Here is a 22,485-nt window from a genome sequence, read left to right as displayed (position 1 = left end):
GTCTGCAGCAATGACCAAGGTCCTGGCCGCGGGGGACCGCTTCGTCGACCCGCAGCTGTTCGTCGACGCGCTGACCGCGCAGGCGCCCGGGCACGACCTGAGCTTCCGCACCCTCGCCACCGGCTGGCCGGTGGAACCGTTCGGCCCGGTCGGCGGGGTGCGTGAGGCCAGCGGGACCGAGCAGCAGGTGCTCGAGGCCCTCGGTGACGCCGAAGTGCTGCTGACCCAGATGGCGCCGGTGACGGCCGGGGTGCTGGCGAAGAGCCCGGACCTGCGGTTCGTGGGCGTCGCCCGCGGCGGGCCGGTGAACGTGGACCTGGCCGCGGCCACCGAGGCCGGGGTCATCGTCGGTTTCACTCCGGCCCGCAACGCGGCCGCCGCCGCCGAGTTCGCCGTCGGGCTGATCCTGGCTTCGATGCGCCGCATCGTCGACTCGGACGCGGAGTTGAAGAGCGGCCACTGGCGCGGCGACTACTACGCCTACGAGAACGCGGGGCTCGAACTGGAAGGCGCCACCGCCGGACTGGTCGGCTACGGCGCGATCGGGCGGATCGTGGCGCGGGTGCTGGCCGCGTTCGGTGCGGACGTGCTGGTCGCCGATCCGTTCGCGGATCCGGTGCAGGCGACCGCGGACGGCGTGCGGCTGGTCGAGCTGGACGAGCTGCTGCGCGCCAGTTCGGTGGTGAGCCTGCACGCCCGGCTCACCCCGGAGACCGAGCACCTGCTCAACGCGGAGAACCTGGCGCTGCTGCCGAAGGGCGCGGTGCTGGTGAACTCGGCGCGCGGCGGGCTGCTGGACTACGCGCCGCTGCCGGAGATGCTGCGCTCCGGGCATCTGGCCGGGCTGGCGCTGGACGTCTACGACGAGGAGCCGCCGCCGGCGGACTGGCCGCTGTTCGACGCGCCCAACGTGATCACCACGCCGCACCTGGCGGGCGCGACCCGGCAGACCGCGGACCGGGCGGCATCGATCGTGGCCGCCGACGCGGCCCGCTACCTCGCGGGCAGGCGGCCGCGGCACGTGGCGAACCCGGAGGTGCTGGATCGGCTGGAGGAGCTGGGTCGGCTGGAGGGCCCGGACCGTCCGGAAGAGCCGGGCAGTCCGGAAGAGCCGGGCCGTCCGGAAGAGCCGGACCGGCCGGCGGAGTCGGGGCGGCTGGAGGACCTGCGGCCATGATCGTCGGAGTCGATGTCGGCACCTCGGTGACGAAGGCGTCGCTGCTGGGCCGGGACGGCTCCGCGCGAGTCACCCGCAGCACCCGCAGCACCCTGCACCGCTCGCCTGGCGGGCGGGTGGAGCAGGACCTCGACGAGGTCGTGGACTCGGTCATCACCGTGGTGCGCTCGGTCGCCGCCGAAGCGGACGTACCGGTGCAGGCGCTGGCGATCACCGGTCAGGGCGACGGGTTGTGGCTGCGCGACGCGGCCGGACGGCAGGTCGGACCCGGGCTGTCCTGGTTGGACGCGCGGGCGGCACCGGTGCTGGACCGCTGGGAGGCGCGGGGCGTGCTGCGCGAGGTGCACGCGCTGACCGGCTCGGGCATGTTCCCCGGTTCGGCGGGCCCGCTGCTGGCGCACGTCGCCGAGCACGAGCCGGAGCGGCTGGCGCGCGCGGAGGTCGCCGGGTACTGCGTTGACGCGATAGTGCAACGGCTCACCGGCGAGATCACGGTGGACGCCTCGGACGCCTCGCAACCGTTCCTGGACGTGCCCACCCGCAGCTACAGCACCGCGGCGCTGCAGGCCTGCGGGCTCGCCGAGTTCCGCGGGCTGCTGGCCGAACCCGCGCCGCCCGGGAAGTTGTTCGCGCTGGACGCGCGCAGCGCCGCCGAGCTCGGCCTGCCCGCGGGTCTGCCGGTCTCGGCGGGCCCGTTCGACCTGCCCGCTTGCGCGTTCGGGTCCGGGATGCGGGAGCTGGGCGACGGGGCGCTGGTGATCGGCACGACGCTGGGCTGCCAGGTGCTGGGCGAGCAGGTCACGATCGACCCGGCCGGGGACGCCGCGGGCATGTGGCTCGCCACGCCCAGCCCGGACCGGGTGCTGCGGGTGATGCCCGCGATGGTCGGCACCGCGAACCTGGACTGGGGGCTGCGGATGGTCGGCGCGAGCGTGGCCGACCTGGAGGACCTGCTGGCGGCGAGCCCGCCGGGGGCCGGTGGGGTCGCCGCGCTGTCCTTCCTGTCCTCCTCGGGCGAGCGGGCCCCGTTCGTGGAGCCCCGCGCCAGCGGCCAGTTCACCGGGCTGTCGCTGGAGACCTCGCCCGCGGACCTGGTGCGCGCGCTGTGCGAGGCGGTGGCCTACGCGGCGCGGCACAACCTGGAGGCGGCCGGGCTGACCGGTGAGGTCGCGGCCTGCGGCGGCGGGGCGCGGTCGGCGTCCTGGAGCCGGATCTTCGCGAGCGTGCTCGGCAGACCGCTGCACGTCCCGAAGGAGGAGGGCGTCGGCGCGCGCGGCGCGGCGATGACGGCGTGGGATTCGCTGGGCGAACCGGTGGATCGCGAGGAGTGGGCCACCGCCCGGCACGTGGTCGAGCCGGACCCCGCGGTGGCGGAGATCTACGAGCGCGGATATCGCGCATACCTGGAATCGATAGAGCGGGCCCGGCCGGTGTGGCGGTCGGGGGGAGGAGTGACCCGATGACTCGTCTGTACGACGATCCGGCGACGTTCACCGAGGACGCGGTGGCGGGGTTCGTCGCCGCGAACCCCGGCTACGTGCGCGAGGTGCGCGGCGGGGTGGTGCGGGCGCGCCGCGCCCGCCGGGGCAAGGTCGCGGTGGTCACCGGCGGCGGATCCGGGCACTACCCGGCGTTCTGCGGCGTGGTGGGACCGGGTTTCGCCGACGGTGCGGTGGTGGGCAACATCTTCACCTCGCCGTCCGCGGAGGACGCCTACTCGGTGGCGAAGGCCGCCGACACCGGTGCGGGCGTGGTGTTCTCGTTCGGGAACTACGCCGGGGACAACATGAACTTCGGCTTGGCCGTGGAGCGGCTGCGGCGGGAGGGCGTCTCGGCGCACAACGTGGTGGTCACCGATGACGTGGCCAGCGCCCCGGCCGACGAGGCGGGCAAGCGGCGCGGTGTGGTGGGCGACTTCGTGGTGTTCAAGGTCGCCTCGGCCGCGGCGGAGGAGGGCTACTCGTTCGACGAGGTGGTGCGGGTCGCCGAGCACGCCAACGACCGCACCCGCAGCCTCGGGGTGGCGTTCGCGGGCTGCACCCTGCCGGGCAGCGGGCAGCCGCTGTTCGAGGTGCCCGCGGGCCGGATGGGCCTGGGCCTGGGCATCCACGGCGAACCCGGTGTGTCCGAAGTGGACATGCCGTCGGCGTCGGAACTGGCGCGCGAGCTCGTCGACGGGGTGCTCGCCGAAGCGCCGGAGCGGACCGGGGAGAAGCCGCGGGTCGCGGCGATCCTCAACGGGCTCGGCTCGACCAAGTACGAAGAGCTGTTCGTGGTCTGGAAGACCGCGTCCCGGCTGCTGGCCGAGGCGGGCGTGGAGGTCGTGGAGCCGGAGGTCGGCGAGCTGGTCACCAGCCTCGACATGGCCGGGTGCTCGCTCACCCTGACCTGGCTGGACCCGGAGCTGGAGCGGCTCTGGCACGCGCCGGCCGATTCCCCCGCCTACCGCAAGGGGAGCATCGTCGAGTCCGATGTGGACGACGAGGTCGTGGCGGAGGCCGCCGAGGTCGTGGAAGCGGCCACCGCGGTCGCCCCGCAGGCCGGGCAGGACACCGCGAAGCTCGTGGTGGGCGGCCTGCGCGCGATCAGCGACCTGCTGCACGAGCACGAGGACGAGCTGGGCAGGCTCGACGCGGTGGCCGGCGACGGCGACCACGGCCGCGGCATGTCCCGCGGCAGCGGCGCCGCGATCGAGGCCGCCGAGCGGGTCGCCGCCGAGGGCGCCGGACCGGCCGCGGTGCTGGTCGCCGCCGGGGACGAGTGGGCGGCGAAGGCCGGCGGCACCTCGGGTGCGCTGTGGGGCGCGGGACTGCGCTCCTTCGGCGACCTGCTGCCCGACGACCGGGAGCCCACCGCCGAGGACCTGCTGGCGGGCGCTCGCGCCGCGCTCGAATCGGTGCAGCGGCTGGGCCGCGCCGAAGCGGGCGACAAGACGCTGGTGGACGCGCTGATCCCGTTCGTGGAGGAATTCGCGGCCGCGGTCGGCGACGGCGCCGGGACCGCCGACGCGGTGGGCCGCGCGGCCCGGGAGGCCACGGCCGCCGCCGAGCGCACCGCCGAACTGACCCCGCGCACCGGGCGGGCGCGCCCGCTCGCCGAGCGCAGCGTCGGCACCCCCGACCCGGGTGCCACCTCGCTGGCGATGGCGCTGAACCGGGCACTGGACGTCCTCAGCGGACGTGAAGTCGAACTCGACGCGACAGAGGTGAAGTGACGATGACCGAGAACACGAGCGGCTGGCGCATCGTCGTCGGTTCCGACGACGCGGGCATGGACTACAAGGACGTGCTCAAGGCCGATCTGGAGCAGGACCCGCGGGTCGCCTCCGTGGTCGACGTGGGCGTCGGCTCCGACGAGCACACCGACTACCCGCACGTGGCGGTGAACGCGGCCCGCAAGGTCGCCGCGGGCGAGGCGGACCGGGCGCTGCTGGTGTGCGGCACCGGGCTCGGCGTGGCGATCAGCGCGAACAAGGTGCCGGGCGTGCGGGCGGTGACCGCGCACGACAGCTACTCGGTGCAGCGGTCGGTGCTGAGCAACGACGCGCAGGTGCTGTGCTTCGGGCAGCGCGTCATCGGGCTGGAGCTGGCGCGGCTGCTGGCCGGGCAGTGGCTCGACCTGCACTTCGACGAGACCTCGGCCTCGGCGAAGAAGGTCGCCGCGATCGGGGAGTACGAGTCCGGGACGGCGTGTTGAGCCCAGTCCTCGAAGCCGAGCGCGCCGAGGTCATCCGCATCGCGCGGAAGATGGTCGACGACGGCCTCGTGGTGGGCACGTCGGGCAACGTGTCGGTGCGCAGCGGTGAGCTGGTCGCGGTGACACCGTCCGGAGTGGACTACGACGTGCTGACCCTCGCCGACGTCCCGGTGGTGCGGCTGGACGGCGCGGTCGTGGACGGCGAGCGGGCGCCCAGCTCCGAGCTGCCCATGCACCTGACCGCCTACGCCGATCACGGCGCCGACGCGGTGGTGCACACGCACTCGCTGCACGCCACCGCGCTGTCGCTGCTGCGCGACGACGTGCCCGCGGTGCACTACCAGCTCGCCGAGATGGGCGGGGTGGTGCGCGTCGCCGAGTACGCCACGTTCGGCACCGACCGGCTGGCGGCGAACATGTCGGCGGCGCTGGAGGGGCGCGGGGCGTGCGTGCTGCGCAACCACGGGACGGTGGCGATCGGCTCCACCCTGGCGGCGGCCTACAACCGGGCTCGGCAGCTGGAGTGGCTGTGCCGGTTGTGGCTCACCGCCCAGCAGGCCGGGCAGCCGCGCGTGCTGGACGACGACGAGCTGAACCGCTGTGCCGAGCAGTTCGCGTACTTCGCGGGGCGCTGAACCGCTTCCGCGTCAGGTGAATGGCCCATTCGACCGGGTTTCCGGGGCGGGTGGGCCATTCACCTGCTCAGCCGCGGAAGGAGGCGTAGTAGGCGGCCGCCATGTCCTGCGCGCCGTGGCCCGCCTCGGCGGCGCGGGTGAAGCGGGCGCGCACCGCCTCGGCCACGTCCAGGCGCAGCTCGCCCGCGGCCTCGGCGATCAGCCCGGCGTCCTTGCGGGCACCGTCCACTGTGAACGCCGGGGTGAAATCGCCGTCGAGGATGGCGGAACCCTTCAGGTGCGCGTACGGCGAATCGACCGCGCCGCCCTCGATGGCCTCCAGGAACCGGTGCGGGTCCACGCCCAGCGCCTCGGCGAGCGCGATCGACTCGCCGACCGCGTTCGTCAGCGACAGCACCCAGTTGTTGGCCGCGAGCTTCACCCGGGTCCCGTCGCCGCGCGCCGCATCGGTGCCCAGCCACAGGGTGCGCCCGCCGACCGCGTCGAACACCGGCCGCACCCGGTCCCGCACCTCCTCCGGTCCGGCGGCGAGCACGGTCAGCGTGCCCTGCTCGGCGGGCGCGCGGGTGCCCAGCACCGGGGCGTCCACCAGCGTCGTGCCGCCCGCGACGGCGGTGACCTTCGCCAGCCCCTCCAGGCCGATCGTGGCCATCTGCACCCAGGGCGTCCCGGCCGGGAGCGCGGCCGCGGCGGCACCGCCCGCCTCCACCGTGGCGTCCGCGTCCAGCAGCATCGTCACGAGCAGGTCCGCGCCGTCGGCTGCCTCGGCCGGGGTGCCGGTGACGGTGGCGCCGTCGGCGGCGAGCTCGTCGGCGCGGGCCCGGGTGCGGTTCCACGCGCGCACCGCGAACCCGTGCGCGAGCAGGTTGCGCGCCATCGGTGCGCCCATCGTGCCGGTTCCGAGGAAGGCCACGGTCGTCATCGCTGCATCCCAACATCTCGCGGATCGTGTTCCGGGGCGGTCGCGGCCGTCCCGGCGCCGATTCTCCTCGCCGGTGCCGCCGCCGTCCGCGCGGGCGCCGCGAGCGGTGGCGGGATCTTGTCGAGATCTGGCGTTGCCGCCACTCGAATCGGCGGGCGCCGCGCTCCATGCTGGTGGCAACCCACCGATCAGGACTCGACAAGGAGCCCGTCATGCGCGCACTTCTCCTCGCCTGCTGGAACATCGCCCGCGACGTCGCCTACGGCGTCGATGCCGGTCACGCGATCAAGCACGGCGCGACCCCGGCGCCGCAGCCCGCGCCGCTGGTGGCGCGCGACCGCCGCCCGCGGCTGGAAGTCCGTCCCCGGGTGCGCCGCCCGGTCGGCGGCGGGTTGAGCATGGCCCGCTGATCCGGGCGGCTCGCGGAATGGTCCGCCCGATTTCCGCAGGAATCCGCGGTCCGATCGTGGTCGAGACCATTCCGGTGCGCCGTTCGCCGGTTCTCGGATGCGGCTGATCGGCGCCGTTCCGCACACCCGGACGGACTTGGCGCGACCGCCGTGGAACGGGCGGAAATCACCGTCCACTGCACCACCCGCGTCCCTCTCACCAGTACCGATGTCCCTGATTCCGTGCAATAGCGTTCTCCGTCGCCCGCGCGGGCAACCGAATCGGAGCGAGACCGGAATGCGTTCTGCGACCCGGATGCGCACGCATCCGGGCCGTTAGAATGAGCCGATTCTCTCCGGTTCTACGGATCGGGCTGTCGATCCGGCCGCTCCGCGCGGTCCGCGCAACTGCCAGGAGGCGACGGAGGATGCAGGCACGCTTGTCCCCGGAGGCGGTCGCCCTGTACAAGTTCGCGGTATCCACTCCACTGTGGACCAATGGCGAGGCCGCCGCGGAGCTGGGCCTGACCGAGCACCAGGTGGCCGACGCCGAGAGCACGTTGCTGCGGCTGCGGTTGCTGCGCGTCTCCCCGGACGGCGATCGGGACCACGACGCGGTCGGCCCGGAGACGGCCCTCGCCGAGCTGCTGTTCGACGACGAGGCCGAGATCCGCCGCAGGCAGGTCGAACTGGCCAGGGTGCGCGGCGAGGTGATGTGCCTGCTGCCCACCTACTACGAGGGCCGCCGCGCGCAGCGCAGGCACGAGGCGATCGACGTGATCGAGGACGTCGGCACCATCAACCAGCTCATCGCCGACAGCGCCCGGCAGGCCACCCAGCAGGTGCTCATCGCGCATCCCGGCGGCGGGATGGACGCCGACAGCATCGACCGGATCCTCAAGGTGGACCTGGACATCCTGGCGCGCGGCATCGAGCTGCGGATCCTGCTGCAGCACTCCACCCGCTCGCACCCGCCGTCGCAGGAGCACGCCCGGCAGGTCTCGCACGGCGGCGGCATGATCAAGACGGTGCCGATCGTGCCGCGCAGGCTGCTGGTCTACGACCGGGAGGTCGCCTACATCCCGCTGGACGGCGAGGACGTCTCCAAGGGCGCGCTGCGCATCAAGGAGCCCGCCGTGGTCGACTTCGTCACGGCCACGTTCAGCTCGATGTGGGATTCGGGGCGGCCGATGGGCATCGGCGCCGACGACGAGGTCGACGACATCCGCTCCGAGCTCACCCAGGCCATCCTGGGCCAGCTGGCGACCGGCGCGAAGGACGAGCTCATCGCCCGCAGGCTGGGCATGTCGGTGCGGACCTGCCGCAGGCACATCGCCGCGATCATGCTGCACCTGCGCGCGGAGAGCCGGTTCCAGGCCGGCGCGCTGGCCGCCCAGCTGGGCCTGCTGCCGGACGAGGGATACCGCTGATCAGGCAGCGCGCGGCCGGGCGGAACTGCGAGATGTGGTAGTTCGCTGCCAGTCAGGAAGCTGACAGCGGGCACTTCTGGACTTCGTTGTGAAGCACCGACGATGATTGTTCCAACAGGGCGAGAGCGAATACCGAAGCGAATCGCCCGGAACCATTCGGACTTCATGAATTGAGGGATCGCAGTGAACGCCAAGACCACTTCCATGTTCGTCCTCGCCGGTGCGCTCGTCTTTCCCCACGCCGTCGAAGGAGCGTGGGCCGAGACCGGAGCGGACCCGGCGGTCGCGTTCGAATCCGCGCTCGGATTCGAGGCCCGCGACGGCAACGGGAACGGGTGGCGGCTGACCGACATCGCCGTGTGAGCGGCGTTCGACGAAACGGCCCCGGCGACGTTGCCGGGGCGTGGGAATGGGGATGCGGTGAATCCGGACAAGGTGCGCGGCCACGTGGAGATCGACCACGTCGTGGGGCCGTCGGACACCGCCGACCACTGGGGCGGTGATCTCCCGGTGCTGGCCACGCCGGTGCTGGTGTGGCTCAGCGAGCTGGCCGCCGTCGAAGCGCTGCAAGGGGCGCTGGACGACGACGAGTCGAGCGTGAGCGTGCAGCACGACGCCAAGCAGCTGACCACCGTCCTGGAGGGCAGCGTGATCGTCGTCCGGGTCACCTCCGTCGGCGCCTCGCACCAGGTGGCCGTGTTCGACGTCGAGGCCAGCGACCACAACGGCATCATGTTCCGCTCCATGCACGTCCGGGAGATCGTCAAGCTGCGCAGCACCCCCGCGCGCCACGGCGGGTACCACCGGTACCTCGACCTCGGCTAGTCCGCCGGGTCCTCCTGCTCCTCCCGCCCCGTTCCGGGGAGTTCGACCGCAATGCGCCCGGGATGCCGCACATCCGGGAACACCCGATCAACCCATTTGATTTCCGCTGCCGCGAATATCGCGCTCCACGTCGGATCGCGGGAACGGCAGACGCATTCGCCAAGCCATTCGTGCTATTCGGAAAGTGGGCGTCATGGACGTGGAACTGCTCGTGTTCGATTGCGACGGGGTGCTCGTGGACAGCGAGCGGCTCAGCGCGCTGGTGCTGCGGGAGATGGCCGCGGAACTCGGTCTCGCCCTCACCGCGGCCGACGCGCTGGAGCGCCTCCGCGGCCGCAAGGTCGCGGACTGGGTCGCCGAGCTCGCCGCCCTGATCCCCGGTGGCCTGCCCGCGGACTTCACCGAGCGGTTCCGGGCCCGCACGGCGGAGGCGTTCGACGCGCACCTCACCGAGATCCCCGGGGTCCGCCGCGTGCTGGACACGGTCGAGGTGCCGTACTGCGTCGCCTCCAGCGCCCCGCTCGCGAAGATCCGGCACACGCTCGGGATCACCGGCCTGCTGCCGTACTTCGGCGACCGCATCCACAGCGCCTACGAGGTCGGTTCCTGGAAACCGGACCCGGGCCTGTTCCGGCACGCCGCCCGGCACGCCGGTGCCGCGCCGGAGCGGTGCGTGGTCGTGGAGGACAGCCTGCCCGGGGTGCGGGCCGGGGTCGCCGCCGGGATGGCGGTCCTCGGCTACGCCCCGCCCGGGAGCGGAACGGCCCCGGTGCTCGCCGAGGCGGGCGCCCGCACCTTCACCGCGATGTCCGAACTCCCGCTGCTGCTGCACCGGGTGCGGGAGCCCGGCGGCACCGTTCGCCCGCTGACGCCCCTGCACGCCCGTTGATGCCCCTGCACGCCCGCTGACGCGTCCCCGGACGCCCGGAAAACCCTGTCACGGCACGAGAAGCGAGGTTGATCCTGTTGTCACGCGTACTGGAGCAGTTGCAGCGAACCCACGAATCGGCCGAGATCTGGTGGGACTCCTCACCGCTCGACTTCCCCGCCTGGCGCGACGGCCTGCTCGCCGGCGCCCCCGACAGCACCACCCGGCAGCGCTGGGCGTCCCGCCTCGACGGATTCCTGGACCCGGGCAGAGCCGACCGGGCGCTGGTGCGCGGGGTGACGACCAACCCGTCGCTGGTCGCCGCCAGCGTCCTCGCCGACGTCCCGCGCTGGGAATCGTGGCTGCGCGCCGCGATCCGCGACGACGAGATCACCGACCCGGAGGACGCGTTCGGCACCGTGTACGAGGAGGTGCTGCGCCGGGCCGCGAACTTCATGCGCCCGCAGTGGAACGCGACCGCCGGCCGCTACGGCTGGGTGTCCGGCCAGCTCGACCCGCGGCTGATGTTCGAACCCGAGCGGATGCGCGACCAGGGCAGGCGGTTCGCCGCGATCGCCCCGAACCTGATGGTCAAGGTGCCGGGCAGCGCGCAGGGCTACCAGGTGGTGCGGGCGCTGGTCGCCGAAGGCATCTCGATCAACGGAACGCTGTCCTACACGGTGCCGCAGTTCGCGGCCTGCGCCCGTGCCGTCGAGGACGGCCTCGCCGAAGCGCACGCGAAGGGCCGCGACCTGTCGCGCTGGCGGGCCGTGTTCACGCACATGGTGGGCCGGTTCGGCGCGAACGTGGACCTGCGGATGGAGGCCGCCGCCCGCGGGATCTCGCTGGAGACCAGCGACCTGCGGTGGGCGGAGCTGGCGATCCTCAAGCGCATCCACGGGCTCATCCAGGAGCGTTCGCTGCCGGTGAAGCTGCTGCTGTCCAGCCTGCAGACCGACGAGCCCGCCGACGGGTGGTTCAGCGCGCACCTGGAGCAGAGCTCCGGCGCCGACGTCGCCTACACCTGCAAGCCGAGCTTCATCGCCGAGCTGATCCGGCGCGAGGACGAGTTCGGCGGGTTCCGCCCCGACGGCATCGACCAGGAGGTCCCGCCGGAGGTGCTGGCCAAGCTGCTGCGGCTGCCCTCGTTCCGGGACGCCTACGCCGAGGACGGCATGGCACCGCCGGAGTTCGCGCACTACGGCTGCTTCATCTCCACCTACGCCGAGGTGATGCAGAACAACCGCGCGCTGCTCGACTTCGCCTCCCGCCAGCTGCACCACGCCGAGCGGAGCCGGACGCCGCTGCTGGCGACCTCCCGCTGATCCCCGGGAACCGAACAGGAGGAAACAGGAACATGCACCGGTCGATCGCGCTGTGGAGCCATCCCCGTTCGATGTCCACCGCACTGGAGCGGTCCTTCATCGAACGGGGGGACTTCACGGTCTTCCACGAAGAGTTCGCCTACGTCTTCTTCATGCACGAGCAGCGGGCCGACATCCCGCACAAGAACACCGACCCGGACCACCCGCTGACCTACCCGGAGATCCGGGACCGGATGGAGGCCGCCCGGGACGGGAACCCGGTGTTCCACAAGGACTTCCCGTACCACGCGCTGGACCACCTGCTGGCCGACCCGGGCTACCTGCTGGCGCAGACGAACACGTTCCTGATCCGCGACCCGGCGGAGGCGGTGCTCTCGCACGCCACCGTGCACCCCGGGCTGACCCGCGAGGTCCTCGGCTACGCGGAGCTGGCTCGGCTGTTCGACGAGGTCCGGGAGCTCACCGGGCGGATCCCGCCGCTGATCGACGCCGCGGACCTGGCGGCCGACCCGGCGGGCACCCTCGCCGCCTACTGCGCGGCGGCCGGCATCGACTTCCGGCCGGAGGCGCTCAACTGGTCCAGCGGCGAGGCCCCGGAGTGGAAGACGTGGAGCGGCTGGCACACCGACGTCGCCGCCAGCAGCGGAATCGCCCGCCCGGCCCGGAAGTACCGGGCCACCGCGGAGGACGACCCGCGGCTGCGGGAGTTCGTCGAGCACTGCCGCCCCTACTACGAGCACCTCCACCAGCACCGCATCCGACCGGCCGCGGTCCCGCAGCAGGGCCCGGGACCGGAACCGATCGACATCCTGCACCGGCCCGGCATCCCGCAGCAGCAGCGGACGGAGACGACGGCATGAGCATCCAGAAGGTCATCATCACCGGCGGCGCCAACGGCGTCGGACGCGCCCTGGTGCGGCGCTGCCTGGACGACGGGCAGACCGTGATCGCCTGCGACATCGACGAACCCGCCCTCAAGGAGCTCGCCGCCGAGCACGAGGGCAGGCCGCTGGAGGTGCACACCTGCGACGTCGGCTCGCACGAGTCCGTCGACGCGTTCCTCGACGTGGTCCTCGCCGAACACCCCGACGTCCGCGGCCTGGTCAACAACGCCGGCCTCTACCTGGGGCAGCCGGTGGCGGCCTACGACGACGCCACCATCGACCGGGTCATCGACGTCAACGTCAAGGGACCGGTGTGGCTGTCCCGGCGGTTCGCCGAGCACGTGATCGCGGCGGGGGAGCGGGGCGCGATCGTCAACCTCGCCTCCGTCGCCGGTGAGGTCGGCAGCTCCGACGCGCTGTACGGCACCGTCAAGGCCGGTGTCATCGGGCTGACCAAGTCGAACGCGATGAACTTCGCGCCGCTGGTGCGGGTCAACGTGGTCTCGCCCGGACTGATCATCCGCACCGCCATCGCGGACCGCATCCCGGACTACCGGTACGCCGAGTACAAGCGGCAGGAGCAGCTCGACGGGGACATCACCCCGGAGGCGGTGGCCGCCGTGTGCGCCTACCTGCTCGACGACGACTCCGCGCTGATGACCGGCGCCGTCCTGCGCGCCGACAACGGCTGCTACCCGCGCTGACCCCCGCTCCCGGCCCGCGCCGGCGGGCCGGGAGCACTTCCCCCAGGAGGCGGACATGACCGACGAACGGCATCCGGAGAAACCGCTCATCATGCTGGTGGGCATGGGAGACCTGTCCTCCCGCGTGCTCACCATGCTGCTGAACGACCCGGCGACCTCCCGCATCGTCGTCGCCGGGCGCGACGTCGAAGCGCTGCGCCGCCGCGCGAACCTGGCCCGGTTCACCGCCGCGAACCTCGGCACCCACGGCAGCGTCGACGCCGTGCACCTGGACCTGCACGACGTCGACGCCACCGCGGAGACCATCGCCCGGGTGCGGCCGGACATCGTGTTCATGGGCGCCTCGTTGCAGTCCTGGCGGATCATCACCCAGCTGCCCCCGGCGGTGTTCGCCGAGCTGGACCAGGCGCAGTTCGGCCCGTGGCTGCCGATGCACCTGACGCTCAACCACCTGCTGATGCGGGCGGTGCGCGACTCGGGGGTGCGGCCGGTGGTGGTGAACGCCGCGTTCCCGGACGCGGTGGGTCCGGTGCTGGACGCGGTCGGGCTCGCCCCGACCATCGGCGTCGGCAACGTCGCCAACATCATCCCGGCGCTGACCTACGGGTTCGCCCACGAGCTCGACGTGGACCCGGCGGCGGTGCGGCTGCGGCTGGTCGCCCAGCACTACTTCAGCCACTACGTCCCGCGGGCCGGAGACGCCGGCAACGGCGCCTACCACCTGGACGTCGAGGTGGACGGCGCACCGCCGAGCCGGGAGGTGCCGCACGAGGCGGTGTTCCGCCAGCTCGACGGGCGGCTCAAGCGCCTCGGCGGGGTCGACGGGCAGCTGCTCACCGCGTCCTCCGCGGTACGGGTGCTGACCGGCATCGCCACCGACAGCGGCGTCCACGCGCACGCCCCCGCACCGGGCGGCCTGCCCGGCGGCTACCCGGTGCGGGTGGGCCGCACCGGCGGGGAGCTCGACCTCGGCGACCTGCCCCGGGACGAGGCGGTGCGCATCAACGAGCGGTGCCAGGCCGCGGACGGCATCGAGCACATCGACGCCGACGGCACCGTCACCTTCACCGAGCCCGAGATGGCGATCATGCGGCGGTTGCTGGGCTACGAGTGCAAGACGATGAAGCTCGCCGACTCCGCCGCGCACGCCGACGAGCTCGCCGCGAAGTACCGCGCCTTCGCCGAATCCCACGCGTGACCCCGGTGGCGGCCTCCTCCGGGAGGCCGCCGCGGGACCCGAACCCACCAGCGAACGGAGGACATCATGACCGCGCAGATCCCCGCCAACCCGGCGTCCGTCGAGGACGGTGCCGCCCAGTACGTCCAGTCCTTGGTGGACCACTGGGACGAGCTGATCGACTGGGAGCGGCGCAAGGCGGGCGAAGGCGGTTTCTTCGACGCCCTGCTCTCCGGCACCGGTGCCCGCCGCGTGCTCGATGCGGCGGCGGGCACCGGATTCCACGCCGTCACCCTCGCCGAAGCCGGCTACGACGTGACGGCCGCGGACGGCAGCCTGGCGATGATCGAGCAGACCGCCCGCAACGCCGCCGCCCGCGGCGTGGAACTGCCGACGGTGTGCGCCGACTGGACCGAGCTGCGCTCGCACCTCGACGGCCGGTTCGACGCGATCGTCTGCCTGGGCAGCTCGTTCCCGCACCTGTTCGACGCGGCGGAGCGCGCCACCGTGCTCCGCGAGTTCTACGAAGCCCTCGAACCCGGCGGCGTGCTCGTGCTGGACCACCGCAACTTCGACGCCATCCGCGCGCACCGCTACCGCAGCAGCGGGAACTTCTACTACTGCGGCGGGGTGCAGGTGTCGGTCGCGCACGTCGACGCGGAGCGCTGCCGCTTCCGCTACGAGTTCGACGGCGAGGTCACCCATCACCTGGAGGTCTACCCGGTGCTCGCGGACGAGCTGGCGGGGCTGCTGCGCACCGCCGGCTTCGAGTCCGTCGAGCGCTACGGGGACTTCCGCGCCGAGTTCGACCCGCATGGGGCCGACTTCATCATCCAGGTCGCCCGCAAGTCGTGAAGGAACAACCCATGAACGCATCAACGCACTCCGCTGCGCCCGCGAAGCGCAGCCCCCTGGTCGGTTTCGTGGTCACGGTGCTGCTGACGAGCTTCGTCGCCGCGACCTACGGCTTCGGCTTCTACCTGTTCTCCCAGATCGTCACCGACATGCGGCTGGAGCTCGGTTTCGGCTTCACCGCCGTCGGCACCATCACCGCCGCCGGGCAGCTCGGCTTCCTGGTGTTCGCGCTGCTCGGGACCTGGCTGTCCACCCGCATCGGCGGCGGTTGGATGACCTTGGGCTCGGCCGTGCTGTGCGGGCTGTGCCTGGTGCTGGTGCCGGTGACCGACGACATCGTGGTGATCGGGGTGCTGCTGACGATCCTCGGCGGCACCGCGGCCTCGGTGTACGTGCCGCTGGTGGAGATCGTCGGCCGGATCATCAACTACGAGCACCGGGGCAAGGTCCTCGGCCTGATCTCCAGCGGCACCAGCTACGGCGTGTTCATCAACAGCATGTTGGTGCCCTCGTTCGTCAGCGACGACAACTGGCGCGGGCTGTGGTACGCGGTCGGCTCCGGGACGCTGATGGTCACCGCGGTCGCCACGTTCACGTTCTGGCGCATCGGAATCCTCTCCGGCACCGCCGACGAGTCCACGGTGGACTCCGGTGGTGACCGAGCGGAATCCGCCCGCGCCGGCTGGAAGATGGTGCTGGTCCGCTGGGTCGTGATCGTGTGGATCATGAAGTTCCTGAACGGCTTCGCGTCCATGCCGTTCCAGAACTACTTCTCCCCGTACCTGCGCGAGGACCTGGGCTTCGACATCGGTTTCGCCTCCACCGCCTGGGGCGTCATCGGGGTCGTCGGCATGGTCTCCGGCTTCGCCGTCGGCTGGCTCTCGGACAAGATCGGCGTCCGCGCCGCGCTCGTCCTGTGCTACTCGTGCTTCTTCGTGGCCGCGGTGATCCTGGTGGTCGCCCCGGTCGGCTTCCTGCCCATCGCGTCCGGCGTCCTGTTCGGACTCGCCTTCTACCCGATCTACGGACTGGTCCCCGCCTACGTGGCCAAGACCGCGAGCGGTGCGGCGGCGACCATCATCTTCGGCGTCACCAACGTCACCCAGGGCGTCGGCGGCATCGCGGGCAACTACCTGGCCGGCGCGCTGAAGAACCTCACCGGCGGATTCATGTGGTACTACGTCGTGATCGCCGTGACCACCGTGGTGCTGGGCTTCCTCACGCTCCAGCTGCCGCGCGAGGGATCCGTGTCCGACACCGCCGAACCCGCTCGCCCCGACGTGCCGGAGGCCGATCCGGCACCGGTTCCCCGCCCGATCACGGAGGTAGTGCGATGACCCTCGCTCCGAGCTCATCCCGTCCGGACGCGGAGGCCCGGTGGTGCACCTGCCATCCCGGCGCGACCGTCTGGCTGACCGGCCTGCCCAGCGCGGGCAAGACCACCATCGCCCTGGCCCTCGCCGGACGGCTGCGGGAGGAGGGCCGCCGCGTCGAAGTGCTCGACGGCGACGTCATGCGCACCACCCTGTCGCTGGGCCTCGGCTTCTCCCGCGAGGACCGGGAGGCCAACGTCGCCCGCATCGGGCTGATGGCGGAAACCCTGGCCCGCAACGGAGTTCTCGCCCTGGTTCCGGTGATCGCGCCGTTCGCGTCCAGCCGGGCCGCGGTCCGCGATCGCCACAACCGCAGCGGCGCCGACTTCATCGAGGTGCACGTCGCGACCTCGGTGGAGCTGTGCGCGGCCCGCGACGTCAAGGGCCTCTACGCCAAGCACCGAGCGGGCGGGCTCACCGGCCTCACCGGGGTCGACGCCCCGTACGAGGCGCCGGCCGACCCGGACCTGCGGATCGAGACCGACCAGCACAGCGTCGAGGAATCCGTGGTGAGCCTGCGGGCGCTGCTGTTCCAGAGGGGGTTGGCATGACGACCGTCGCCGGACCGTTCACCGACACCGCCGAGACGACCGGCCTGTCGCACCTGGACGTCCTCGAATCCGAAGGCGTGCACATCATCCGGGAGGTGCTGGGGGAGTTCGAGCGGCCCGTGCTGCTGTTCTCCGGCGGCAAGGACTCCATCGTGATGCTGCACCTGGCGCTGAAGGCGTTCGCCCCCGCGCCCGTCCCGTTCCCGCTGCTGCACGTCGACACCGGGCACAACTTCCCGGAGGTGCTCGACCACCGGGACCGCACCGTCGCCCGGCACGGCCTGCGGCTGCACGTGGCCTCCGTGCAGGAGTTCATCGACAGCGGCCGGCTGCGCGAACGCCCCGACGGCACCCGCAACCCGCTGCAGACCGAGCCGCTGCTCGACGCGATCCGCCGCGGGGGGTTCGACGCCGTGTTCGGCGGCGGGCGCCGCGACGAGGAGAAGGCGCGGGCGAAGGAACGCGTGTTCTCGCTGCGCGACGAGTTCGGCGGCTGGGACCCGCGCAGGCAGCGGCCCGAGCTGTGGCAGCTCTACAACGGCAGGCGCGCCCCCGGTGAGCACGTGCGGGTGTTCCCGCTGAGCAACTGGACCGAACTCGACGTGTGGCAGTACATCGAGCGGGAGCGCATCGACCTGCCGAGCATCTACTACGCGCACGACCGCGAGGTGTTCGCGCGCGGCGGGATGTGGCTGGCCCCCGGCGAGTGGGGCGGGCCGCGCGAGGACGAACCCGTCGAGACCCGCACGGTGCGCTACCGCACCGTCGGCGACATGTCCTGCACCGGGGCCGTCGACTCCACCGCGGGCACCGTCGCCGAGGTGATCGACGAGATCGTCGAATCGCGGCTGACCGAGCGCGGCTCGTCCCGCGCCGACGACAAGCTGTCCGAATCCGCCATGGAGGACCGCAAGCGGGAGGGGTACTTCTGATGGGCGTCATCGAGCGGAACCGCGAGATGTCCTTGCTGCGCTTCGCCACCGCGGGCTCGGTGGACGACGGGAAGTCCACATTGGTCGGACGGCTGCTGCACGACTCGAAGTCGGTGCTGTCCGACCAGCTGGAGTCCATCACCCGCGGTGCACCGGAGCACGGGACCGCCGCGCCGGACCTGGCGCTGCTCACCGACGGGCTGCGGGCCGAGCGGGAGCAGGGCATCACCATCGACGTGGCCTACCGGTACTTCGCGACCCCCGGCAGGCGGTTCATCCTCGCCGACACCCCGGGGCACGTGCAGTACACCCGGAACATGGTCACCGGGGCCTCCACCGCCGACCTGGCGATGGTGCTCGTCGACGCCCGCCACGGGCTCGTCGAGCAGACCCGGCGGCACGCCGCGGTCGCGGCGCTGCTGCGGGTGCCGCACCTAGTGCTGGTGGTGAACAAGATGGACCTCGTCGGCTGGTCCGAGCAGCGGTTCACCGAGATCGTCGACGAGTTCGTCCGCTACGCCGCCTCGCTCGGCGCCGGGGACGTGCTGGCCATCCCGATCTCCGCGCTGGAAGGGGACAACGTCGTCGTGCCCTCCCGGCACATGGACTGGTACGGCGGGCCGACCGTGCTGGAGCACCTGGAGACCGCGCCCGCCGACCGGGACCCGGCCGCCGATCCGGTGCGGTTCCCGGTGCAGCACGTCATCCGCCCGCAGACCCCCGAACACCTCGACTACCGCGGCTACGCCGGCCGGTTGTCGTCCGGGACGCTGCGGGTCGGGCAGCGGGTCACCGTGCTGCCGTCCGGGTTGACCAGCACCGTCGAAGCCATCGACGTGCTGGGCGAACCGGCGGCGGTGGCCCGCGCGCCGCAGTCGGTGACGGTGCGGCTCGCCGACGACCTCGACGTGAGCCGCGGTGACCTGCTGGTGCCGGTCGCGGACGCGCCGCGGCCGGTGCGGGAGATCGAAGCCACCGCCTGCCACCTGCACGAGCGGCCGCTGGTCGCCGGGCAGCGCGTGCTGCTCAAGCACGCGACGCGCACCGTGCAGGCGGTGGTGCGCGAAGTGCGGCACCGGCTCACCCCGGAAACGCTGGAACGCAGCCCCGCCCCCGGCGGATTGGAGATGAACGACATCGGCGGGATCGTGCTGCGCACCGCGGAACCGGTACCGGTCGACGCCTACGCCGAATCGCGGGCGACCGGATCGCTGCTGCTGATCGATCCCGGCGACGGCTCGACGCTCACGGCGGCGATGGCGCTGCCCTGATCCGGGGTTCCCGTTCCCACGCGGCTGGCATACTTCTCCGGATCGAAGCTGAGTCGATCAAGACGAATCGAGAGGGAGCCTTCGTGCAGGAGTGGGAACTCGGTCGAGTCCACCGCAGCAGCGCCGGTGACGTCCGCTGGGACGTGCTGGGCGAGGAGGGGAAGGAACCGGTCGTGCTGTTGCACGGCACGCCCTTCTCCTCCTTCGTCTGGCGGGGTGTCGCCAGAGCGCTCGCCCCGCACTTCCGGGTGCACGTCTGGGACATGCCCGGCTACGGGACGTCGGAGAAGCGCGACGGGCAGGACGTGTCGCTCGCCGCGCAGGGCCGGGTCTTCGCGGAACTGCTGGAGCACTGGGGATTGCAGCGGCCCGCGGTGGTCGCGCACGACTTCGGCGGTGCCGTCGCGCTGCGCGCGCACCTGTTGCACGGTGCCGAGTACGAGCGGCTCGCCGTCGTCGACCCGGTCGCGCTGGCCCCGTGGGGATCGCCGTTCTTCCGGCTGGTCGGGGAGAACGTGCAGGTCTTCGAACAACTGCCGCCCGCGATGCACCGGGCGCTGGTGCGCGAGTACATCCGCTCCGCCAGCCACCGCGGGCTGGACGACCCGCTGGTGGACGCGCTGGCCGAACCGTGGCTCGGCGAGCTCGGGCAGCCCGCGTTCTACCGGCAGATCGCGCAGGCCGACCAGTGCTTCACCGACGAGGTGCAGGGCTCCTACGACCGGCTGCGGATGCCGACGCTGGTGTGCTGGGGCGCCGAGGACACCTGGATCCCGGTGGACAAGGCGCACGAGCTCACCGGCCTGATCCCCGGCTCCGAGCTGCGGCTGATCCCCGGCGCCGGGCACCTCGTGCAGGAGGACGCCCCGGCGGAACTCGCCGCGGCGCTGTTCGCCTTCCTGCAGCGGAAGGACTGATCGCGGGCGCGCCCCGGGCCTACCCGGCCTGGGGCGCGAGCGCGCGGGCCGGCGCCGGGGCGGGCGCGGTGTGGAACAGCCTGCGGTAGGCCGTCGGCGAGGTCCGCATGATGCGGCTGAAGTGGTACCGGTAGGTCACGACCGATTCGAAGCCGACCGCCTCGGCGACCTCGTCCACCGGGTCCTTCGTCTTCTCCAGCAGCGCCAGGCTCGCCCCGATGCGCTGCGCCGCGAGCCAGCGCATCGGCGAACTCCCGGTGGCGTGGGCGAAGTGGCGCAGGTAGCTGCGCTCGGACATGTGCGCGGCCCCGGCCATCAGCTCCACGGTGAGCGGTTCGGTGAGGTGCGCCAGCGCCCACTCCATGCTGCGCGCCACCCCGTCGTCGGCCGGTGATCCGGCGACCGGCGTCTCCACGTACTGGGCCTGTCCGCCCTCGCGGTGCGGCGGGATCACCAGCCGGCGCGCCACCGTGTTCGCCAGCGCCGCGCCGAGGTCCTTGCGCACCAGGTGCAGGCACAGGTCCAGGCTGGCCGCGCTGCCCGCGCCGGTCAGCACGTCGCCCTCGTCGACGTACAGCGGCGCCGGATCGACCTCGACGCTCGGGTACCGGGTGCGCAGCAGGTCCGCGTAGCGCCAGTGCGTGGTGGCCCGGCGCCCGTCGAGCACCCCGGCGGCGGCGAGGGCGAACGCGCCGGTGCACGTCGACACCAGCCGCGCGCCGCGGTCCCCGGCCGCGCGCAGCGCCGCGACGAGTTCCGCGGACGGCGCCTCGTGCGGGTCGGCCCGGCTGGTGACGATCACCGTGTCGGCGGCCGCGAGTTCGGCGAGCCCGTGCGGGGTGCTCATCACCGCCCCGCCCGCCAGCGGCACCGCGCCCGAGTCCTCCGCGCACACCGCCAGCTCGTAGTGGCTGGGGATCAGGTCGAGCAGGTAGTGCCCGAACACCGCCGAGATCACGCCCAGTTCGAAGGGCGCGGTGCCGGTGGTCGGCAGCACGGCCACCCGGTGCTTGCCCGCGGACCCGGTCGCAGTCGTCATGGCGTGATCTTATCCGCGTGACGGGTTCTCGCCAGGACCGTTCGGCTTAACGGCGCCGTCATCCCGCCGCGGGCCGGGGGAAACATCCCGCGGGCAAGGTCGGGGCATGACCGAGCACCGCGGAATCCCGGCAGCGGCCCCCGTCCGAGGTGGCTGGACGCGCGAAGTCGTCGAACTCGCCCTGCTGTGCGCGGCGGCGGGCCTCGCCCACCTGCTCGCCACCGGACGGCCGACCGCCCCGTCGGTACTGCTCATCGCGGCGGGCGCGCTGCTCGCGGCCGGTGCCGCGGTGCGGTTCTCCTGGACGCGGCGCCCGGTGCCCCCGCCGGAGTTCGCGCCGGAACAGGTCCTCGGTGAACCCGCCGCACCGCGCGCGCTGTGGCGGCTGCGCGCCTCGGTGACCGACGACCCGGGCAGCCTCGCCGGGCTCGCGTCCGGGCTCGCCGGTCTCGGTGGCGACATCCGCACCGTGCACGTCCACCCGGTCGCCGACGGCGCGGTCGACGAGGTCCTGGTGCACGTGCCCACGTCCGCGGGCGAAGCGGACCTGGTGCGGGCCGTGGCCGACGCGGGCGGCCGCGACGTCACCGCCCGCCCCGCCGACGTGCGGGAGCTCGACGACGTGCCCACCCGGACGCTGCACCTCGCCGCCGACTTGGTGCGCGGGCGCGGCGACCTGGTGCGGGCGCTGCGCGGCACCCTCGGCCCGGTCGAAGTCCGCTGGCAGGAGCACTCGGCCGAACCCGACGGCGTCGACGGCCGGTGGCTGCGGCTGACCGTGCCCGGCGGCGGTGCGCTGGTGCTGGACCGGGCCGGTGCGGCGTTCACCCCGGCCGAGTTCGCGCGGGCGCGGGCGATGGTCGACCTGGCGGCGACCTGCCGGGAACGGCTGCGCCCCGAAGTGCGGGAACTCGTCACCACCGGCGGGGAAGCGCTGGTCCTGCGCACCGCGGACCGCGCCGACCTGGAGCTCGTCGCCGCGTTCCACGCCCGCTGCTCGGCCGCCACCCGCTACCGCCGCTACGCCAGCCCCGGCCCGGCCGGTGGCGACCGCGGACTGCTGCGGCTGCTCACCCCGGAACTGGGGCGGTCGCTGCTGGTGCTGGACGCGGACGGGCAGGTGGTGGCGATGGGGAACCTGATGCGCGACGGCACCGCCGCGGAACTGGCGCTGCTGGTGCGCGACGACCGGCAGCGCAGCGGCATCGGCACCCGGCTCGCCGCGGAACTCGTCGCGCAGGCCGACGCGGACGGGATGACCGCGGTGTGGGCGCACACCCGCGTGGACGACACGGCGATCGCCCGCACGCTGCGCGCGGCGGGGCTCAAGCTGGTAGGAGTCCCAGAACCAGGCGAGTGGAGCTGGTCCCGCACTTGCCGTGGGCTCGAACCATCGCGGTGAAGTCCCCGCTGCTCCTGTTGCGCAGTGCTCCGGTGGCGGAACCTCAGCGGTTCCCTCGCTGCGGGATCGATTTCACCGGTGGCTCCGCCACAGGAGAAATCGCTGTCCTCGCG

The 22,485-nt window shown here is 72.7% G+C and carries 23 protein-coding genes; 21 read left to right on the top strand and 2 right to left on the bottom strand.

Annotated features, from left to right (window positions below):
- Positions 1 to 10 precede the first annotated feature (10 nt).
- The 5 genes from ABZ805_RS18455 to ABZ805_RS18435 are packed head-to-tail and all read left to right on the top strand — an operon-like array spanning position 11 to position 5,508.
- Positions 11 to 1,177, top strand: coding sequence for an NAD(P)-dependent oxidoreductase (locus ABZ805_RS18455; protein WP_358441455.1), 1,167 nt, complete (start codon positions 11 to 13; stop codon positions 1,175 to 1,177).
- Entirely contained in the window at positions 1,174 to 2,640 is a 1,467-nt protein-coding gene (locus ABZ805_RS18450) for an FGGY-family carbohydrate kinase (protein ID WP_358441453.1), read from the top strand. The genes ABZ805_RS18455 and ABZ805_RS18450 overlap by 4 nt, the downstream gene beginning before the upstream one ends.
- Positions 2,637 to 4,391: a dihydroxyacetone kinase family protein gene (locus tag ABZ805_RS18445; RefSeq protein ID WP_358441450.1), complete on the top strand. Its 1,755-nt coding sequence runs from the start codon at positions 2,637 to 2,639 to the stop codon at positions 4,389 to 4,391. The genes ABZ805_RS18450 and ABZ805_RS18445 overlap by 4 nt, the downstream gene beginning before the upstream one ends.
- Positions 4,392 to 4,393: 2 nt before the next feature.
- The gene (locus ABZ805_RS18440; RefSeq protein WP_358441447.1) at positions 4,394 to 4,873 is read left to right on the top strand and encodes a ribose-5-phosphate isomerase; all 480 of its coding nucleotides are present in this window, start codon (positions 4,394 to 4,396) and stop codon (positions 4,871 to 4,873) included.
- Complete coding sequence (locus ABZ805_RS18435; RefSeq protein WP_358441527.1) at positions 4,870 to 5,508, top strand: class II aldolase/adducin family protein; 639 nt, start codon at positions 4,870 to 4,872, stop codon at positions 5,506 to 5,508. The genes ABZ805_RS18440 and ABZ805_RS18435 overlap by 4 nt, the downstream gene beginning before the upstream one ends.
- A gap of 67 nt (positions 5,509 to 5,575) precedes the next feature.
- On the opposite strand, the gene ABZ805_RS18430 is transcribed toward ABZ805_RS18435, so the two are convergent.
- Complete coding sequence (locus ABZ805_RS18430; protein ID WP_358441445.1) at positions 5,576 to 6,430, bottom strand: NAD(P)-dependent oxidoreductase; 855 nt, start codon at positions 6,428 to 6,430, stop codon at positions 5,576 to 5,578.
- 212 nt (positions 6,431 to 6,642) lie between these two features.
- Here ABZ805_RS18430 and ABZ805_RS18425 point away from each other — a divergent pair, with 212 nt between their 5' ends.
- The 15 genes from ABZ805_RS18425 to ABZ805_RS18355 all read left to right on the top strand — a co-directional run bounded on the left by ABZ805_RS18425 (position 6,643) and on the right by ABZ805_RS18355 (position 19,931).
- Entirely contained in the window at positions 6,643 to 6,840 is a 198-nt protein-coding gene (locus tag ABZ805_RS18425) for a hypothetical protein (protein ID WP_358441442.1), read from the top strand.
- 407 nt (positions 6,841 to 7,247) lie between these two features.
- A complete protein-coding gene (locus ABZ805_RS18420) occupies positions 7,248 to 8,249 on the top strand; it encodes a LuxR C-terminal-related transcriptional regulator (protein WP_358441439.1) in 1,002 nt (333 codons plus the stop codon).
- A gap of 183 nt (positions 8,250 to 8,432) precedes the next feature.
- Positions 8,433 to 8,612, top strand: coding sequence for a hypothetical protein (locus tag ABZ805_RS18415; RefSeq protein WP_358441436.1), 180 nt, complete (start codon positions 8,433 to 8,435; stop codon positions 8,610 to 8,612).
- A 57-nt stretch (positions 8,613 to 8,669) separates the two neighbouring features.
- On the top strand, positions 8,670 to 9,074 hold the full coding sequence (locus tag ABZ805_RS18410) for a hypothetical protein (RefSeq protein WP_358441433.1): 405 nt from the start codon (positions 8,670 to 8,672) through the stop codon (positions 9,072 to 9,074).
- Positions 9,075 to 9,267: 193 nt separating this feature from the next.
- Entirely contained in the window at positions 9,268 to 9,963 is a 696-nt protein-coding gene (locus ABZ805_RS18405; protein WP_358441430.1) for an HAD-IA family hydrolase, read from the top strand.
- 77 nt (positions 9,964 to 10,040) lie between these two features.
- Positions 10,041 to 11,267: a transaldolase family protein gene (locus ABZ805_RS18400; RefSeq protein ID WP_358441428.1), complete on the top strand. Its 1,227-nt coding sequence runs from the start codon at positions 10,041 to 10,043 to the stop codon at positions 11,265 to 11,267.
- A 32-nt stretch (positions 11,268 to 11,299) separates the two neighbouring features.
- Complete coding sequence (locus tag ABZ805_RS18395) at positions 11,300 to 12,127, top strand: hypothetical protein (RefSeq protein ID WP_358441425.1); 828 nt, start codon at positions 11,300 to 11,302, stop codon at positions 12,125 to 12,127.
- On the top strand, positions 12,124 to 12,855 hold the full coding sequence (locus tag ABZ805_RS18390) for an SDR family oxidoreductase (RefSeq protein ID WP_358441422.1): 732 nt from the start codon (positions 12,124 to 12,126) through the stop codon (positions 12,853 to 12,855). The genes ABZ805_RS18395 and ABZ805_RS18390 overlap by 4 nt, the downstream gene beginning before the upstream one ends.
- A 55-nt stretch (positions 12,856 to 12,910) precedes the next feature.
- Positions 12,911 to 14,053, top strand: coding sequence for a hypothetical protein (locus ABZ805_RS18385; protein WP_358441419.1), 1,143 nt, complete (start codon positions 12,911 to 12,913; stop codon positions 14,051 to 14,053).
- A gap of 66 nt (positions 14,054 to 14,119) precedes the next feature.
- The gene (locus tag ABZ805_RS18380; RefSeq protein ID WP_358441417.1) at positions 14,120 to 14,887 is read left to right on the top strand and encodes a class I SAM-dependent methyltransferase; all 768 of its coding nucleotides are present in this window, start codon (positions 14,120 to 14,122) and stop codon (positions 14,885 to 14,887) included.
- Between the two features lie 11 nt (positions 14,888 to 14,898).
- Positions 14,899 to 16,224, top strand: a complete 1,326-nt coding sequence (locus ABZ805_RS18375) for an MFS transporter (RefSeq protein ID WP_358441414.1) — start codon at positions 14,899 to 14,901, stop codon at positions 16,222 to 16,224.
- Positions 16,221 to 16,811 carry an adenylyl-sulfate kinase gene (gene cysC, locus ABZ805_RS18370; protein WP_358441411.1) on the top strand — a complete coding sequence of 197 codons (591 nt, stop codon included), beginning with the start codon at positions 16,221 to 16,223 and terminating at the stop codon, positions 16,809 to 16,811. The genes ABZ805_RS18375 and cysC overlap by 4 nt, the downstream gene beginning before the upstream one ends.
- Positions 16,808 to 17,743, top strand: coding sequence for a sulfate adenylyltransferase subunit CysD (gene cysD, locus ABZ805_RS18365; RefSeq protein WP_358441409.1), 936 nt, complete (start codon positions 16,808 to 16,810; stop codon positions 17,741 to 17,743). Before cysC ends, cysD begins: the two co-directional genes overlap by 4 nt.
- Positions 17,743 to 19,014, top strand: a complete 1,272-nt coding sequence (locus tag ABZ805_RS18360) for a GTP-binding protein (RefSeq protein WP_358441406.1) — start codon at positions 17,743 to 17,745, stop codon at positions 19,012 to 19,014. The genes cysD and ABZ805_RS18360 overlap by 1 nt, the downstream gene beginning before the upstream one ends.
- Positions 19,015 to 19,097: 83 nt before the next feature.
- Positions 19,098 to 19,931 carry an alpha/beta fold hydrolase gene (locus ABZ805_RS18355; RefSeq protein ID WP_358441403.1) on the top strand — a complete coding sequence of 278 codons (834 nt, stop codon included), beginning with the start codon at positions 19,098 to 19,100 and terminating at the stop codon, positions 19,929 to 19,931.
- A gap of 19 nt (positions 19,932 to 19,950) precedes the next feature.
- Here the strand turns inward: ABZ805_RS18355 and ABZ805_RS18350 are convergent, their stop codons facing one another.
- Positions 19,951 to 20,970 carry a helix-turn-helix domain-containing protein gene (locus ABZ805_RS18350; protein ID WP_358441400.1) on the bottom strand — a complete coding sequence of 340 codons (1,020 nt, stop codon included), beginning with the start codon at positions 20,968 to 20,970 and terminating at the stop codon, positions 19,951 to 19,953.
- 106 nt (positions 20,971 to 21,076) lie between these two features.
- Here ABZ805_RS18350 and ABZ805_RS18345 point away from each other — a divergent pair, with 106 nt between their 5' ends.
- Positions 21,077 to 22,372 (top strand): GNAT family N-acetyltransferase, encoded by a 1,296-nt coding sequence (locus ABZ805_RS18345; RefSeq protein ID WP_358441397.1) that lies wholly within the window; start codon positions 21,077 to 21,079, stop codon positions 22,370 to 22,372.
- Positions 22,373 to 22,485 lie beyond the last annotated feature (113 nt).

It is taken from the genome of Saccharopolyspora sp. NPDC047091 (genome assembly GCF_040643635.1).
Taxonomy (GTDB): domain Bacteria; phylum Actinomycetota; class Actinomycetes; order Mycobacteriales; family Pseudonocardiaceae; genus Saccharopolyspora_C.
This window is presented reverse-complemented; position numbering and strand designations above follow the sequence as displayed.

Coding starts and splice junctions, on each gene's coding strand:
- cysD (WP_358441409.1), top strand. CDS start 16,808: ATGACGACCGTCGCCGGACCGTTCACCGACACCGCCGAGACGACCGGC.
- ABZ805_RS18375 (WP_358441414.1), top strand. CDS start 14,899: ATGAACGCATCAACGCACTCCGCTGCGCCCGCGAAGCGCAGCCCCCTG.
- ABZ805_RS18430 (WP_358441445.1), bottom strand. CDS start 6,430: ATGACGACCGTGGCCTTCCTCGGAACCGGCACGATGGGCGCACCGATG.
- ABZ805_RS18380 (WP_358441417.1), top strand. CDS start 14,120: ATGACCGCGCAGATCCCCGCCAACCCGGCGTCCGTCGAGGACGGTGCC.
- ABZ805_RS18385 (WP_358441419.1), top strand. CDS start 12,911: ATGACCGACGAACGGCATCCGGAGAAACCGCTCATCATGCTGGTGGGC.
- ABZ805_RS18455 (WP_358441455.1), top strand. CDS start 11: ATGACCAAGGTCCTGGCCGCGGGGGACCGCTTCGTCGACCCGCAGCTG.
- ABZ805_RS18425 (WP_358441442.1), top strand. CDS start 6,643: ATGCGCGCACTTCTCCTCGCCTGCTGGAACATCGCCCGCGACGTCGCC.
- ABZ805_RS18350 (WP_358441400.1), bottom strand. CDS start 20,970: ATGACGACTGCGACCGGGTCCGCGGGCAAGCACCGGGTGGCCGTGCTG.
- cysC (WP_358441411.1), top strand. CDS start 16,221: ATGACCCTCGCTCCGAGCTCATCCCGTCCGGACGCGGAGGCCCGGTGG.
- ABZ805_RS18345 (WP_358441397.1), top strand. CDS start 21,077: ATGACCGAGCACCGCGGAATCCCGGCAGCGGCCCCCGTCCGAGGTGGC.
- ABZ805_RS18445 (WP_358441450.1), top strand. CDS start 2,637: ATGACTCGTCTGTACGACGATCCGGCGACGTTCACCGAGGACGCGGTG.
- ABZ805_RS18390 (WP_358441422.1), top strand. CDS start 12,124: ATGAGCATCCAGAAGGTCATCATCACCGGCGGCGCCAACGGCGTCGGA.
- ABZ805_RS18420 (WP_358441439.1), top strand. CDS start 7,248: ATGCAGGCACGCTTGTCCCCGGAGGCGGTCGCCCTGTACAAGTTCGCG.
- ABZ805_RS18440 (WP_358441447.1), top strand. CDS start 4,394: ATGACCGAGAACACGAGCGGCTGGCGCATCGTCGTCGGTTCCGACGAC.
- ABZ805_RS18450 (WP_358441453.1), top strand. CDS start 1,174: ATGATCGTCGGAGTCGATGTCGGCACCTCGGTGACGAAGGCGTCGCTG.
- ABZ805_RS18395 (WP_358441425.1), top strand. CDS start 11,300: ATGCACCGGTCGATCGCGCTGTGGAGCCATCCCCGTTCGATGTCCACC.
- ABZ805_RS18360 (WP_358441406.1), top strand. CDS start 17,743: ATGGGCGTCATCGAGCGGAACCGCGAGATGTCCTTGCTGCGCTTCGCC.
- ABZ805_RS18405 (WP_358441430.1), top strand. CDS start 9,268: ATGGACGTGGAACTGCTCGTGTTCGATTGCGACGGGGTGCTCGTGGAC.